Source organism: Herbiconiux sp. 11R-BC (assembly GCF_049472555.1).
GTDB lineage: Bacteria > Actinomycetota > Actinomycetes > Actinomycetales > Microbacteriaceae > Herbiconiux.
Genome location: NZ_JBCEBO010000003.1, coordinates 168,383 through 183,346 on the forward strand (window position 1 = coordinate 168,383; position 14,964 = coordinate 183,346).

10 protein-coding genes are annotated in these 14,964 nt (G+C 69.2%); 9 read left to right on the top strand and 1 reads right to left on the bottom strand.

The annotated features are described in order from the left end of the window. Positions 1-42: 42 nt before the first annotated feature. Positions 43-2,916 (top strand): excinuclease ABC subunit UvrA, encoded by a 2,874-nt coding sequence (gene uvrA / locus VD659_RS09260; RefSeq protein WP_423260813.1) that lies wholly within the window; start codon positions 43-45, stop codon positions 2,914-2,916. 90 nt (positions 2,917-3,006) lie between these two features. Here the strand turns inward: uvrA and VD659_RS09265 are convergent, their stop codons facing one another. Then, positions 3,007-4,377: an IS1096 element passenger TnpR family protein gene (locus VD659_RS09265; protein WP_423260814.1), complete on the bottom strand. Its 1,371-nt coding sequence runs from the start codon at positions 4,375-4,377 to the stop codon at positions 3,007-3,009. A 97-nt stretch (positions 4,378-4,474) separates the two neighbouring features. Here VD659_RS09265 and uvrC point away from each other — a divergent pair, with 97 nt between their 5' ends. The 8 genes from uvrC (at position 4,475) to tpiA (ending at position 14,902) form a co-directional block, all read left to right on the top strand. Further along, positions 4,475-6,376 carry an excinuclease ABC subunit UvrC gene (gene uvrC, locus VD659_RS09270; RefSeq protein WP_423260815.1) on the top strand — a complete coding sequence of 634 codons (1,902 nt, stop codon included), beginning with the start codon at positions 4,475-4,477 and terminating at the stop codon, positions 6,374-6,376. A 79-nt stretch (positions 6,377-6,455) separates the two neighbouring features. Beyond that, on the top strand, positions 6,456-7,334 hold the full coding sequence (rapZ, locus tag VD659_RS09275; RefSeq protein ID WP_137835701.1) for an RNase adapter RapZ: 879 nt from the start codon (positions 6,456-6,458) through the stop codon (positions 7,332-7,334). Positions 7,335-7,421: 87 nt separating this feature from the next. Continuing rightward, positions 7,422-8,399 (top strand): DNA-binding protein WhiA, encoded by a 978-nt coding sequence (gene whiA, locus VD659_RS09280; protein WP_423260816.1) that lies wholly within the window; start codon positions 7,422-7,424, stop codon positions 8,397-8,399. A gap of 151 nt (positions 8,400-8,550) precedes the next feature. Further along, the gene (locus VD659_RS09285; protein WP_423260817.1) at positions 8,551-11,052 is read left to right on the top strand and encodes a LuxR C-terminal-related transcriptional regulator; all 2,502 of its coding nucleotides are present in this window, start codon (positions 8,551-8,553) and stop codon (positions 11,050-11,052) included. Positions 11,053-11,114: 62 nt separating this feature from the next. After that, positions 11,115-11,738, top strand: coding sequence for a superoxide dismutase (locus VD659_RS09290; protein ID WP_423260818.1), 624 nt, complete (start codon positions 11,115-11,117; stop codon positions 11,736-11,738). A gap of 100 nt (positions 11,739-11,838) precedes the next feature. Continuing rightward, positions 11,839-12,846: a type I glyceraldehyde-3-phosphate dehydrogenase gene (gap, locus tag VD659_RS09295; RefSeq protein ID WP_423260819.1), complete on the top strand. Its 1,008-nt coding sequence runs from the start codon at positions 11,839-11,841 to the stop codon at positions 12,844-12,846. A gap of 62 nt (positions 12,847-12,908) precedes the next feature. Next, positions 12,909-14,123: a phosphoglycerate kinase gene (locus VD659_RS09300; RefSeq protein WP_423260820.1), complete on the top strand. Its 1,215-nt coding sequence runs from the start codon at positions 12,909-12,911 to the stop codon at positions 14,121-14,123. Then, on the top strand, positions 14,114-14,902 hold the full coding sequence (gene tpiA, locus VD659_RS09305; protein ID WP_423260821.1) for a triose-phosphate isomerase: 789 nt from the start codon (positions 14,114-14,116) through the stop codon (positions 14,900-14,902). Before VD659_RS09300 ends, tpiA begins: the two co-directional genes overlap by 10 nt. Positions 14,903-14,964: the final 62 nt, after the last annotated feature.

Consider the following 14,964-nt stretch of genomic DNA (forward strand, 5'->3'; position numbering starts at 1 on the left):
GGGGTGTCGATTACGAGCGTAGAAAACGTTGATTCCCTCCCCGTGAAGCCCCTCCACACCGCCGGAAAGCTGAGTGTGCACGGCGCCCGGGTGCACAACCTCCGCGACGTCAGCATCGAGATCCCGCGCGACTCGCTCGTGGTGTTCACCGGCCTCTCCGGCTCGGGCAAGTCGAGCCTCGCCTTCGACACGATCTTCGCCGAGGGCCAGCGCCGTTACGTCGAGAGCCTCAGTGCCTACGCCCGCCAGTTCCTCGGCCAGGTCGACCGCCCTGACGTCGATTTCATCGAGGGCCTGAGCCCCGCGGTCTCGATCGATCAGAAGTCCACCAACCGCAACCCCCGGTCGACCGTCGGCACCATCACCGAGATCTACGACTACATGCGCCTGCTCTGGGCGCGCATCGGCATCGCCCACTGCCCGATCTGCGGCGAGGTCATCGCGGCGCAGACCGTGCAGCAGATCGCCGACCAGCTGATGGAGCTTGAGGCGGGCATCCGCTACCAGATCCTCAGCCCGGTGGTCTCGCAGAAGAAGGGCGAGTTCGTCGACCTCTTCAAGGAGCTCGGCGCGAGCGGCTATTCCCGCGCGATCGTCGACGGTGAGCTGATCCAGCTGAGCGAGCCGCCCACGCTCAAGAAGCAGTACAAGCACGACATCTCGGTGGTCATCGACCGCCTGGTGGCCGGCCCCGACATCCTGGGCCGCCTCACCGACTCGCTCGAGACGGCCCTGCGCCTCACCGACGGCCTGGTGCAGATCAACTTCGTCGACGAGAACGGCCCCGAAGCCTGGCAGACCTTCTCCGAGAAGCTCTCCTGCCCCAACCAGCATCCCATCCAGCTCACCGAGATCGAGCCGCGCACCTTCTCGTTCAACGCCCCGTTCGGCGCCTGCCCCGAGTGCTCCGGCCTCGGCACGCGGATGTCGGTCGACCAAGACCTCTTGCTCGGCGACGAAGACCTCAGCATCAACGAGGGCGTCATCATCCCCTGGACCACGCAGGGCAAGGGCCTCTTCCAGTACTACGAGAAGCTGCTCGACGGCCTCGCCCGCGACCTCGACTTCTCGCTGAACACGCCCTGGAAGAAGCTCAAGCCCGAGGTGCAGGAGGCGATCCTGCGCGGCAACAACTTCGAGGTCAAGGTCAAGTGGAAGAACCGCTACGGCCGTGAGATGAGCTACACCTCGGGCTTCGAGGGCGTGATGCCCTACATCGAGCGCCAGTTCGTGCAGGCCGAGAGCGACTCCCAGCGCGTGCGCTGGAGCGAGTACCTGCGCGAGGTCAACTGCCCCGTCTGCGACGGCAAGCGGCTGAAGCCCGAAGTGCTCGCGGTCACGGTGAACGACCACAGCATCGCGGATGTCTCCGAGCTCAGCCTCGGCGACGCCCAGCAGTTCATGGGAACCCTGACGCTCACCGACCGCGAGGCGATGATCGGTGCGCAGGTACTTCGCGAGATCCGGGCGCGCCTCGACTTCCTCATCGAAGTGGGCCTCAGCTACCTCGACCTGGCCCGCGCGGCCGGATCGCTCTCGGGCGGCGAGGCCCAGCGCATCCGTCTCGCCACCCAGATCGGCTCGGGCCTCACCGGCGTGCTCTACGTGCTCGACGAGCCGTCGATCGGCCTGCACCAGCGCGACAACCGCCGGCTGATCGAGACCCTCGTGAAGCTCAAGAACCTCGGCAACACCCTCATCGTGGTGGAGCACGACGAAGACACCATCCGCACCGCCGACTGGATCGTCGACATCGGTCCGGGTGCCGGCGTCAACGGCGGCACCGTGGTTCACTCGGGCCACTATGAGGAGCTGCTGGCCAACACCGACTCGCTCACCGGCGACTACCTCTCGGGCCGCAAGTCGATCGAGGTGCCGAAGAAGCGACGCGCGATCGACCGCAAGCGGATGGTGACGGTGCTGGGCGCCGAGGCGAACAACCTCAAGAACGTCAACGCCGATTTCCCGCTCGGCGTCTTCACGGCCGTCACGGGTGTGAGCGGTTCGGGCAAGTCGAGCCTGGTCAACGACATCCTGTACCGGGTGCTCGCCAACCAGCTCAACGGCGCCCGCAAGCTCCCCGGCAAGCACAAGAAGGTCACCGGCCTCGAGAACCTCGACAAGGTGGTGCACGTCGACCAGAACCCGATCGGCCGCACCCCGCGCTCGAACCCGGCGACCTACACGGGTGTGTTCGACCGCATCCGCAATCTCTTCGCCGAGACCGCCGAGGCGAAGGCCCGCGGCTACCTGGCCGGCCGGTTCTCGTTCAACGTGAAGGGCGGCCGCTGCGAGGCCTGCTCGGGCGACGGCACGATCAAGATCGAGATGAACTTCCTGCCCGACGTCTACGTGGCCTGTGAGGTGTGCGGCGGAGCGCGGTACAACCGCGACACGCTGAGCATCCACTACAAGGGCAAGAACATCGCCGAGGTGCTCGACATGCCGATCAGCGAGGCGGCCGACTTCTTCGAGCCGATCTCGGCCATCCACCGCTTCCTGAAGACGCTCGTCGAGGTGGGTCTCGGCTACGTGCGACTCGGCCAGAGCGCCACCACGCTCTCCGGCGGCGAGGCGCAGCGCGTCAAGCTCGCCACCGAGCTGCAGCGCCGCTCCAACGGCCGCAGCGTCTACGTGCTCGACGAGCCGACCACGGGTCTGCACTTCGAAGACGTGCGCAAGCTGCTGCTCGTGCTGAACGGCCTGGTCGATAAGGGCAACACCGTGATCGTCATCGAGCACAACCTCGACGTGATCAAGTCGGCCGACTGGCTGATCGATCTCGGCCCTGAGGGCGGCTCGGGCGGCGGCACGATCATCGCGAGCGGCACCCCCGAGAAGCTCGCCACCATCGAGGCGAGCCACACCGGGCACTTCCTTCGTGAGATCCTGCCGGCCCCGGTCAAGCGGCGCTAGCCTGCATTCGACCCGTCGCAAACGGCCCCTCTCCTCTGCGGATGGGGGCCGTTTGCGACTGATCGATGCTTCCCGACGGGCTCGGGCGACTCAGCGCAGGCGAAGCGGCGCGAGCTGGCGGTCGATCTCGGCGACGTCGAGGCCGGCGGATGCGCCGGTGCAGCGAGGGAGCACGGGAGACGGCGAGGCGGAAGCAGCGGCTCCGGCCGACGTCTCCGACGGATCCTGCACGGCATCCAGCCGGACGACCAGCCGCCGCGGCTGGTCGTCGCCGTAGACGTAGGTGACCTCGTCGCCGGGCTCGACGAGTAGTTCGCCGATCTCCACCTCGTTCTCGTCGGCGACGGACTCGTCATCCGGTGCCTCGTCGAGCGGGTCGATGGCCGTGAACACCACCTCGGGGTCCGTCGCCGACGTGAACTCGTGCCGCTCGTCGTTCTCCCAGTCGAACGCGAGCTGGATGGCGAGGTGCAGCCCGCCGAGGTCGGAATCGGCGGCGAGCAGCAGGCGGCGCCAGGAGGCGGGCTCGGAGCCGACCGTGGAGACCTGCACCTCGAGGGCCGTACCGGACGGGTGCGGGTTCTCGTCGTCGAGCAGCCCGAGTTCGTCGGCGATGGTGATGACCGCATCGGCCAGCGCCGCCCGCAACGCCGGAGCGGCCACCGGGCGCACCCCGGACGCTCCCGCGGGAGTCGCGACGAGACCCTCGCGCTCCAGAGTGGCGAGCATCCGGGCGGTCGGGGCGTCTGCCGCGGCAGCCTCCTCGGGCGAGACGCCCGCCGCCGTGTCGAGCATCCGGACGATCTCCTCCGTGGAGGCGCCCGGCAGGAGGCCGGGCGACGCCGCGACGCTGAGCACGCCGAGGACACGTTCGAGCGTCAGCGCGCCGGGCACGGAGAGCGGGTCGGCATCGTCGAGCAGCCCGCGCAACCGCACGATGAGCTGGTCGGCGCTGCGCAACGGGGCGGCGAGAGCACCGAGGGCCGCGCGCTCCTGGGCGGGCGGCACGTCGGCCACGTCGTCGAGGGCGTCGATGAGGAACAGCAGCAGCCCGGTGCTCACCTCGTAGGCCACCTCCAGGAACTCGGCGCTCGCGTCGATCTGCGCGTCGCCGGCCTGCCAGGCGCCGGTGTCGACCGCGAAGTCGAGGTAGTGCTCGAGGGTCTCGATCACCTCGGGCAGCCGCGCCGCGAGCTCGGGCTCGGCCTCGACCGCGCCCAGCAGCGACTCGAGCACCGGCACCGCGGGCTGACGGAGCCGCCCGGCGCTGAGCGCGAACAGCCGCTTGAGCAGAGCCGACACCTCGGCGGCCGGCGGATGCGCGTGTCCGCCCTCGGCCGCGTGCCGGGTGTACCACCGCTCGAACGCCAGCAGCGTCGCGGTGACCGCCGCTCCCGAACCGGACCCCGCCGCCGGCCCCGCCCCGTGCATCCTGCCCGGCTTCTTGTCCCTCGCACCCATCGCACTGCTCCTTCTCGAACGCCGTCCGCTCAGCGCGCACCGCTTCTCGATCGTAGAGGCACCCGGTGTCGGCGCCGGATGCGAGAATTGAGGAGACATGGCAGACACGCTTTCCTATCGCCCGAAGGCCGGGGAGATCCCCACGCAACCGGGCGTCTACCGCTTCAAGGACGCCTCCGGGCGCGTGCTCTACGTGGGCAAGGCGAAGAACCTCCGGGCGCGCCTCAGCAACTACTTCGCGCCCTTGCGCAGCCTGCACGAGCGCACCCGCCGGATGGTCACCTCCGCGGCCGGCGTGGAGTGGACGGTCGTCGCCTCCGACGTGGAGTCGCTGCAGCTCGAGTACACCTGGATCAAAGAGTTCAACCCGCCGTTCAACGTCAAGTTCCGCGACGACAAGACCTATCCCTTCCTCGCGATCACCCTCGGCGACGAGGCACCGCGGGTGATGGTGACACGCAACCACCGCATCAAGGGGGCCCGGTACTTCGGTCCGTACCCGAAGATCTGGGCGGTGAAGGACACCATCGACCTGATGATCAAGGCCTTCCCCATCCGCACCTGCTCCGACTCGAGCTACAAGCACGCCATACAGACCGGGCGGCCGTGCTTCCCCGGCCAGATCGGGCGCTGCGGCGGCCCGTGCTCCGGCCGGGTCACGATCGAGGAGCACCGGGCGATCGTCGACGACTTCGTGGCCTTCATGGCGGGCGGCGACAAGCGCTTCGTGACCGCGGCGACGAAGCGGATGCGCGCGGCCGCCGAGAGACAGGACTACGAGTCCGCCGCGCGGTACCGCGACCAGCTGCAGGCGCTCGAGGCCGTGCTGGCCAAGAGCGCGGTGGTGCTGCGCGACGGGGTCGACGCCGACCTCTTCGCCATCGAGCACGACGAGCTGGCCGCATCCGTTCAGCAGTTCATCGTGCGCGGCGGGCGCATCCGGGGGGAGCGCAGCTGGACGGTCGACAAGGAGATCGACGTCGACACCGGCGAACTCGTCGACTCGATCCTGCAGACGGCCTACGACGGCGAGGTGCCTCCGCGCGAGATCATCGTGCCCGCCCTGCCCGACGACGCCGACGAGCTCGAGACCTGGCTGGGGGAGCGGCGCCCCAAGCGCGACGGCTCCGCGGGAAAAGTGAGCCTGCACACCGCCCAGCGTGGCGAGAAGGCGGCGCTCATGCAGACGGCGACGATGAACGCCAAGAACAACCTCATGCTCTACAAGACCCGGCGCTCCTCCGACTTCGTCGCCCGCTCGCAGGCGCTCACCGACATCCAGGAGGCGCTCGGCATGACCGATGCGCCGCTGCGCATGGAGTGCTACGACGTCTCGCACCTGCAGGGCACCAACATCGTGGCCTCGATGGTGGTCTTCGAAGACGGGCTGGCCCGCAAAGACCAGTACCGCCGCTTCTCGATCGCCGACTCCACCGACGACACCGAGTCGATCTACCAGGTCATCACCCGTCGCCTCGCCTACCTCAAGCAGGAGCCTGACGACCTCGACGACCAGGTGCTGCAGAGCGGCGAGGGCCCCGTCGAGCCCACCAAACGCAAGAAGTTCTCCTACCCCCCGAACCTGCTCATCGTCGACGGCGGCCAGCCGCAGGTGAACGCGGCGGCCCGGGCGCTCGAGGAGTCGGGCGTGCAGGGCATCTTCCTCGCCGGCATCGCCAAGCGCCTCGAGGAGGTGTGGCTCCCCGACACCGACTACCCGGTCATCCTGCCGCGTGGCAGCGAGGCGCTCTTCATGATCCAGCGCATCCGCGACGAAGCCCACCGCTTCGCCATCACCCATCAGCGCAACCGGCGCAAGCGCGACATCGGTTCGGTGCTCACCGAGGTTCCGGGTCTCGGTCCGTCGCGGGTGCGCGAGCTGCTGCGTCACTTCGGTTCGGTGGCCGAGCTGAAGAAGGCGGATGCCGCCGCGATCGCCGAGGTGAAGGGCATCGGGCCGGTGCTGGCCGAGTCCATCCACACCGTGCTGAGCCAGTGATCGGGTGCGCAGCCGCCCCGGCGGCCGAAGCCACTCGATAGGCTAGAAGAACCTCCCGATCTCGAAGCGAAAGCGCACGATGGCCCCCGACACGACCCAGCAGCAGGAAGTCCTGATCGTCACGGGCATGTCCGGAGCCGGGCGGTCGACCGTCGCGAACGCGCTCGAAGACCTGGGCTGGTACGTGGTCGACAACCTGCCGCCGCAGATGCTGCGCCCTCTCGTCGACCTCGCCGAGCGCGCCGGCTCGACGCTCCCGCGCATCGCCGCGGTGGTGGATGTGCGCGGCCGCGACTTCTTCTCCGACCTGCAGGAGATCCTGCAGGCGCTCCGGGGCGGCATCCAGTTGCGCGTCGTCTTCCTCGAGGCCACCGACCAGGCGCTCGTGCGCCGCTTCGAGCAGGTGCGGCGCCCGCATCCGCTGCAGGGCAACGGCACCCTGCTCGACGGGATCGGTGCCGAGCGGTCGCGCCTGAGCCCCATCCGCGAGTCGGCCGACATCATCATCGACACCTCCGATCTCAACATCCACCAGCTCGCCACGGTGGTGCAGGAGCGCTTCTCCAGCGTCGACACCGCCGGCGTGCAGGTGACCGTGATGAGCTTCGGCTTCAAATACGGCGCCCCCACCGACGCCGACGGCATCGCCGACGCCCGTTTCCTCCCGAACCCGTTCTGGGTGCCGGAGCTGCGGGCGCACACCGGTCTCGACGCCGACGTGGCAGAATACGTACTCGGCCAGCCGGGAGCGCGCGACTTCGTCGAGGCCTACGCGAAGGCTCTCGAACCCGTTCTCGCCGGCTACCAGCGCGAGAACAAGAGGCACGCGACGATCGCCATCGGATGCACGGGAGGCAAGCACCGTTCGGTCGCGATCGCCCGTGAACTGGCCGAGAAGATCGCCGAATTCCCTGGCGTCGTCGTCAACGTCAAGCATCGCGACCTCGGTCGCGAATGACGACACAGCCGGTGGGCGGCGGCGAGGCCGCCTCCACCGGTGAACCGCACGTGCACCACCGATCAGTAGTAGAAGAAGGTTTCCATCTTGGCTCTCACCGCCGACGTCAAAGACGAACTGGCCCATGTCGTGGTCAGCAAGACCACCGTGCGGGCCGCTGAGCTCGCGACGGTGCTCCGGTTCGCGGGCGGGCTGCATCTCATCTCCTCGCGCATCGCGATCGAGGCCGAGCTCGACACCCCCGACATCGTGAAGCGCGTGCTGCGCGACCTCGCGGAGCTCTACGGCGTGAAGGGCGACGTGTCGGGAATCGCTCCCTCCGGCGTTCGCCGTGAGGGCTACTACCTCGTGCGCGTGCTCGACGGGGGAGAGACCCTCGCCCGTCAGACTGGGCTGCTGGATGCGCGCCGCCGGCCCATCCGGGGCCTCCCGAACCGCCTCACCACCGGCGGGCGCGACGAGCTCGCCGCGGTCTGGCGCGGGGCCTTCCTCGCGAGCGGATCACTGACCGACCCCGGCCGCTCCGCCGCGCTCGAGGTCACCGCCCCGGGCAACGAGGCCGCCATGGCCCTCGTCGGCGCGGCCTCGCGCCTCGGCATCGCCACAAAGGCGCGGGAGGTGCGCGGGGTGCACCGTGTGGTCATCCGCGACGGCGAGGCCATCGCCCAGATGCTCGCCGTGATGGGCGCCCCGAACACCGTGAAGAAGTGGGAGGAGATGCGCCAGCGCCGCGAGGTGCGCGCCACGGCCAACCGCCTCGTGAACTTCGACGACGCGAACCTGCGCCGCTCCGCGCAGGCCGCGGTCGCCGCGTGCGCGCGCGTCGAGCGCGCCATGGAGATCCTCGGCGACGACATCCCCGACCACCTGAAGTACGCCGGCGAGCTGCGTCTGGCACACCGCGACTCGAGCCTCGACGAGCTCGGCCACCATGCCGACCCGCCGATGACGAAGGACGCGATCGCCGGCCGCATCCGCCGTCTTCTCGCGATGGCCGACAAGCAGGCTGTCGATCTCGGCATCCCCGGCACCGAGGCGAACCTCCCGCCCGATCTCGACGACTGACGCCGGTTGACGCCGGGAGCATGGACCTTCGCGGGCGCAGCTAGTAGAAATGACTCCACCGGAAGACGGGGGTGAGGTCGTGGGGCGAATCGACGATACCCGTGATCGCGAGCGGCCGAGGCCATCGGGCGATTCCACGAGGTCGGCTGCGGTGGCCAGAGCCGCCGATTCCCTCGCCCGCGGTATCGGCGTGTTCGTGGTCGGTGCCCCCGGCGCCGGTCGCACCTGGTTCGTGCAGCAGGTGCTTGCGGCGGCCGCGCCCGGGACCCGCGAGCGCGTGTGGGTCGGTGACGACGTGCACCGCCTCGACGCCGAGCAGGCGGAGCGACTCGCCGCGGCCGTGCAGGCCGGCCGCATTGTGCCCTTGGCCACGGCCTGGTCGCGGTCCACTCTCGACGATTCCCTCGAGCGGCTGTGCCGCGACGGCGTGGTCGAACGCATCGAACTGGAGCCCGCTTCGGCGATGGTGATGCTCCGCGTCGTCGAGGAGGCACTGGGGGCACGTCTGGATCCGCGCTCGGTGCCGGCCTTCGTACCGCGCCGCGCGGGAGGTGACCTCGTCGTGCTGCGCGCCGCCGCCCTCGAGATTCTGGCCAGCGGCGCCCTCGGCGACGAGGACGAGCGCCTCTTGCTGACCGAGGGCATTCCTCCTCGCGACGGACTGCGCCGTCTCGTCCACGCGCGCCTCGCCTCGTTCACCGACGTCACCCCGCAGGTCGAGACGGTGCTCGACGTGCTCTCCCTCGCGCCCGAGCTGAGTGCGACCGACCTGATCGGCGTCGTCGGCGGCGAGGGGATCGAGCGCGTCGTGGAGCGCCTCGAAGACGATCACGTCGTCGAGGTGCTGGACGACCACGCCGGACCGCGCGTGCGCATCCGCGATGCGGTGATCGAACTCGTGCTGCCCTACACGATCGGGCGCCTGCGGCACCGCCGTCTGACACTCGCGGTCGTCGACGTTCTCGGCGCGTTCGACCCCGACGAACTCGGCAGCGCCCGGATCACGGCCCTGGCACGCTATGCGCTGCCGCTCGGCCGGCCGGTCAGTCCTCGGGTACTGCTGCTCGCATCCGTCGCTGCATTCGAACATTCACAGGTCGATCTCGCCCTCCAGCTCGCCTTCGCCGCCGACGCCCAGGGCGGTGGCTTCGACGCGCAGGTCGCCCTCGCGGCCGCAGAGTGGCGCCTGGGACGGCCCGCGCGGGCCCTTGAGCGTCTGGATGCCGTGCGCGACGGCGTGCAGGACGAGGCGGACAAGAAGAGTGCGCTCGACACGATCCGGCAGGTGATCCTGTCCACCTCGGACGATCCGGCTTTCGGCTGGGACCGACCGACGGGCTCGACGCCGGATGCTGCCGGTCTCGACCCCGCGTCGCTCCGGGAGTTCGAGTCGACACGCGAGACGATCGTGCCGGACTCGGCGTCGGAGGCGACGGATGCCGCGCGCCTGCAGGAGGTGATGGAGGGCGAGCGGCTCCGGCAGGCCGCCGAGAACGCCGCACTGCGGGGCGACCTGCGCCAGTGCCATGCCTTCCTCGACGCGGCCGAGAGCATCCTCACCGCGGTGCATGCCGACACCTTCGTGGTGCGGCTGAGCCGCGCGTTCGCCGACGGCCTGGACGGGGAGATGGAGAGCACTCTCCCGGTGATCACCGCCCTCCGCGACGACGCGGCCGCATCCGGCCACGGTGTCCACCAAGCCCTGGCGACCTGGATCCTGGGTCACCGGCTGCTGTACTCCGGGCGCGCCGCTCGAGCCCTGGCCGAGCTCACCGCCGCACAGGAACTGATGGTGCGGCTCGGGATGGACATCGGTACCGGTCTGACGCGCGCCGAACAGGCCATCGCGCTCGCGCAGCTGGGGGCGCTCGACGACGCCGAAGACGCCCTTCGCACACCCGGTGGAGCGACCGGGCATCCCTTCGTCGTCGGGCCCTCAGAGCATCAGGCCCGAGGGTGGATCGCCGCAGCATCGGGCAGCTCCGACGAAGCCGCCGCCTCCTTCATCGCCGGCGCGGAGGCGTACATGGCGCTCGGGCACGTCGGAGCGGGCGTCCTCGCCTGGGTCGAAGCCGCTCGGGCCGGCGCCGCCGTCCAGGTGCGTCCGCGCCTCGAGGCGGCCGCCGTCCTGGCCCAGGGGGAGAACTCCGCAGCGTTGATCGAGTTCGCGCGGGCGCTGACCGGGTTCGAGCGCGCCCGGAATCCGGACGCCACCGCCGCACTGCGACTCTCCGACGATCTGACCACGGCGGCTCGCCGCGTCGCCGCCGCGGGATACCATCTCCACTCAGCCGAGGCGTACTCCCGTGCAGAAGCGCTGCTCACCCGGCTGCGCGACGACCGCGCCGCCGCGGAGGCCGCGCGGCACGTCGAGGAGCAGCTGGCGATCTGCGGGGTCGAGACCTCGCCGTTCGTCGTGGGCCACGTGCGCTCGCTGCTCTCCGACCGGGAGCAGGAGATCGCCGCCCTGGCCGTGCTGGGCAACTCGAACCGGGAGATCGCCGAGGCACTCGTGCTCTCGGTGCGCACCGTCGAGACCCATCTGCAGAGGGTGTACCGGAAACTGGGGGTGCGCGGACGAGCGGAGCTCGCTCAGGCGCTTCCCGGCGGAACCGGGCGGGCCTCCGGCTCCACCCAGATCGCAATAGACTGAAATCGTCACTCATTGCCGCCGCGGTTCTGGTCGGCGGCCTCTAATTCGCGAGGAGATCATCCATGGCTGAGTACACTCTGCCGGAGCTGCCGTACGACTACGCCGCTCTCGAGCCCCACATCTCGGGCAAGATCATGCAGCTGCACCACGACAAGCACCACGCCACCTACGTCGCCGGCGCCAACACCGCCCTCGCCGCCATCCGCGACGCCTCCGACACCGGCAACCTCGCCGCCATCAACAAACTCGAGAAAGACCTCGCCTTCAACCTCGGCGGCCACGTCAACCACTCGATCTTCTGGACCAACCTCACCCCCGACACCCAGACCCCCGAAGGCGAACTCAAAGCCGCCATCGACGACGCCTTCGGCTCCTTCGAGAAGTTCCARGCCGCCTTCACCGCCACAGCACTCGGCGTGCAGGGCTCCGGCTGGGCCGTRCTCGGCTACGACGTCATCGGCGGCAACATCACCGTCTTCCAGCTCTTCGACCAGCAGTCCAACCTCCCCGCCGGCGTCGTGCCCCTGTTCATGCTCGACGTCTGGGAGCACGCCTACTACCTCGACTACCTCAACGTGCGCGCCGACTACATCAAAGCCATCTGGAACATCGCCAACTGGTCCAACGTCGCCACCCGCCTCCAGGCCGCCCGCTCGAACACCACCGGGCTCCTGGTACTGTCATAGCGACGCAGGCGGGACGCGTCGGCGCCTTCGCCGCCGCCCCTCCTTCTCCACCGCTACCCACCACCCCTGCCCACTCGGGCCCCAGCAACAGGAGCAATTCGTGTCTGTAAAGATCGGAATCAACGGTTTCGGCCGCATCGGTCGCAACTTCTTCCGCGCCGCCCTCGCCAAGGGAAGCGACCTCGAGATCGTCGCGGTCAACGACCTCACCGACAACAAGGCGCTGGCTCACCTGCTCAAGTACGACTCGATCACGGGCCGACTCGACGCCAAGGTGGAGCTCGACGGCGACAAGATCGTCGTCAACGGCAAGCCGATCATCGTGCTCGCCGAGCGCAACCCCGCCGACCTCCCCTGGGGCGAGCTGGGCGTCGACATCGTCATCGAGTCGACCGGCCGCTTCACCAAGAGCGACGACGCCCGTGCGCACATCACCGCCGGCGCCAAGAAGGTCATCGTGTCCGCCCCCGCCACGGGCTCGGATGTCGCGACCCTGGTGCTCGGCGTCAACGAGGGCACCTACGACCCCGCCATCCACGACATCATCTCCAACGCCTCCTGCACGACGAACTGCCTCGCGCCGCTCGCCAAGGTGCTGCTCGACAACTTCGGCATCGAGCGCGGCCTGATGACGACGGTGCACGCCTACACCGCAGACCAGAACCTGCAGGACGGCCCGCACAGCGACCTCCGCCGTGCCCGTGCTGCCGCGGTCAACATCATCCCGACCTCCACCGGTGCGGCCAAGGCCCTCGGCCTGGTCATCCCCGAGCTCGTCGGCAAGCTCGACGGCTACGCGCTGCGCGTTCCGGTCCCGACCGGTTCGATCACCGACCTCACCGTCGAGCTGACCAACCCGGCCACGGTCGAGCAGATCAACGAGGCCTACAAGAACGCCGCCGAGGGCGAGCTCAAGGGCATCCTGAGCTACACCGAAGACCCGATCGTGTCGAGCGACATCGTCTCCGACCCGCACTCGTCGATCTTCGACGCCGGCCTCACCAAGGTCATCGGCAACCAGGTCAAGGTCGCCTCGTGGTACGACAACGAGTGGGGCTACTCCAACCGTCTCGTCGACATCACCGAGTACGTCGCCGACAAGCTGTAGCAAACCCTGTGTGACGGGCGGCGGAGCGATCCGCCGCCCGTCCTCTGACTGAAAGCAGTACCGTGACGCTCCGCACACTCGACTCCCTCGGATCGCTCGCCGGCAAGCGCGTCATCGTCCGCTGTGACCTCAACGTTCCTGTCAAGGACGGGGTCATCACCGACGACGGACGCGTGCGAGCCAGCCTCCCCACGCTCAACGCCCTCCTCAACCAGGGCGCCCGTGTCGTGGTGGTCAGCCACCTCGGCCGCCCCGACGGCACCCCCGACACCAAGTACACGCTCGAGCCGGTCGCGCAGCGCCTGAGCGAGCTGCTCGGCAAGCCGGTCGTCTTCGCCCACGACACCGTGGGCCAGGCGGCCCAGGATGCGGTGGCCGGTCTCGAGGACGGCGACATCGCCCTGCTCGAGAACCTCCGCTTCAACGCGGGGGAGACCAGCAAGGACGAGTCGGTGCGCCACGCGTTCGCCGAGCAGCTCGCCGCGTTCGGCGACGCCTTCGTCTCCGACGGTTTCGGCGTCGTGCACCGCAAGCAGGCCAGCGTCTACGACCTCGCCGAGCTGCTGCCGAGCGCCGCCGGTCTTCTCATCCAGACCGAGCTCGAGGTGCTCGACAAGCTCACCGAGAACCCCGAACGCCCCTACACCGTGGTGCTCGGCGGCTCGAAGGTCTCCGACAAGCTCGGGGTCATCGGCCACCTGCTGCCGCGCGTGAACACGCTGCTCATCGGCGGCGGCATGCTCTTCACCTTCCTCAAGGCCCAGGGCCACGAGGTGGGCTCGAGCCTGCTCGAAGAGGACCAGCTCGACACGGTGCGCGGCTACCTGGCCAAGGCCGAGGAGCTCGGCGTCACCATCGTGCTCCCCACCGACGTCGTGGTCGCCTCGAGGTTCGGCGCCGACGCGGAGATCGCCACGACGGCGGCCGACTCCATCGAGGACACGCCGTTCGGCGCATCCGGGCTCGGCCTCGACATCGGACCGGAGACCGCGGCGGCCTTCGCACAGATCATCGCCGCCTCGAAGACCGTGTTCTGGAACGGCCCGATGGGCGTGTTCGAACTCGCCCCCTTCGCCGCCGGCACCAAAGCCGTGGCCGAAGCCCTCACGAAGGTCGACGGCCTCGGCGTCGTCGGCGGCGGCGACTCCGCAGCGGCCGTCCGCGCCCTCGGTTTCACCGATGACCAGTTCGGTCACATCTCAACCGGAGGCGGTGCCAGTCTCGAATTCCTCGAGGGCAAGCGTCTCCCCGGCCTGGAGGTCCTCGGATGGTCCTGAATCGCACCCCGCTCATCGCGGGAAACTGGAAGATGAACCTCGATCACCTGCAGGCGATCGCGTTCGTGCAGAAGCTGGCCTGGAGCCTCACCGACGCCAAGCACAATTTCTCCGACGTGGAGGTGGCGGTCTTCCCGCCGTTCACCGACATCCGTTCGGTGCAGACCCTGGTCGCGGCCGACAAGCTGGAGATCGCCTACGGCGGGCAGGATGTCTCGCAGCACGACTCCGGCGCCTACACCGGCGAGATCTCGGGCCAGTTCCTCGCCCAGCTCGACGCGAAGTACGTCATCATCGGTCACTCCGAGCGGCGCACGCTGCACGGCGAGACCGACGAGATCGTCGGCGCCAAGACCAAGGCCGCCATCAAGCACGGCATCGTGCCCATCATCTGCGTGGGCGAGACCGCCGAGGACCTCGAGACGCACGGCCCGAGCGCGGTGCCCGTGGCCCAGTTGAAGGTGGCGCTCGAGGGGCTCAAGGCCGACGCCGACATCGTCGTGGCCTACGAGCCCGTGTGGGCCATCGGCTCCGGCCAGGCAGCGACGCCCGAGCAGGCCGAGACGGTGTGCGCCGCACTCCGCGCCGTGGTGGCCGAGAGCCTGAGTGCCGACGCGGCGGCCGCCACGCGCATCCTGTACGGCGGTTCCGTGAAGTCCGGCAACATCGCCGGCTTCATGCGCGAACCGAACGTCGACGGTGCTCTCGTGGGCGGGGCGAGCCTCGACATCGCGGAGTTCGCCGCCATCGTGCGATACCAGAAGCATGTCGGAGTCTGAACCGCAGGTTATACTTACCTGTGGTCACGGGGGAGCGACCCGGCTCTCCCGCGTGTGAAAGG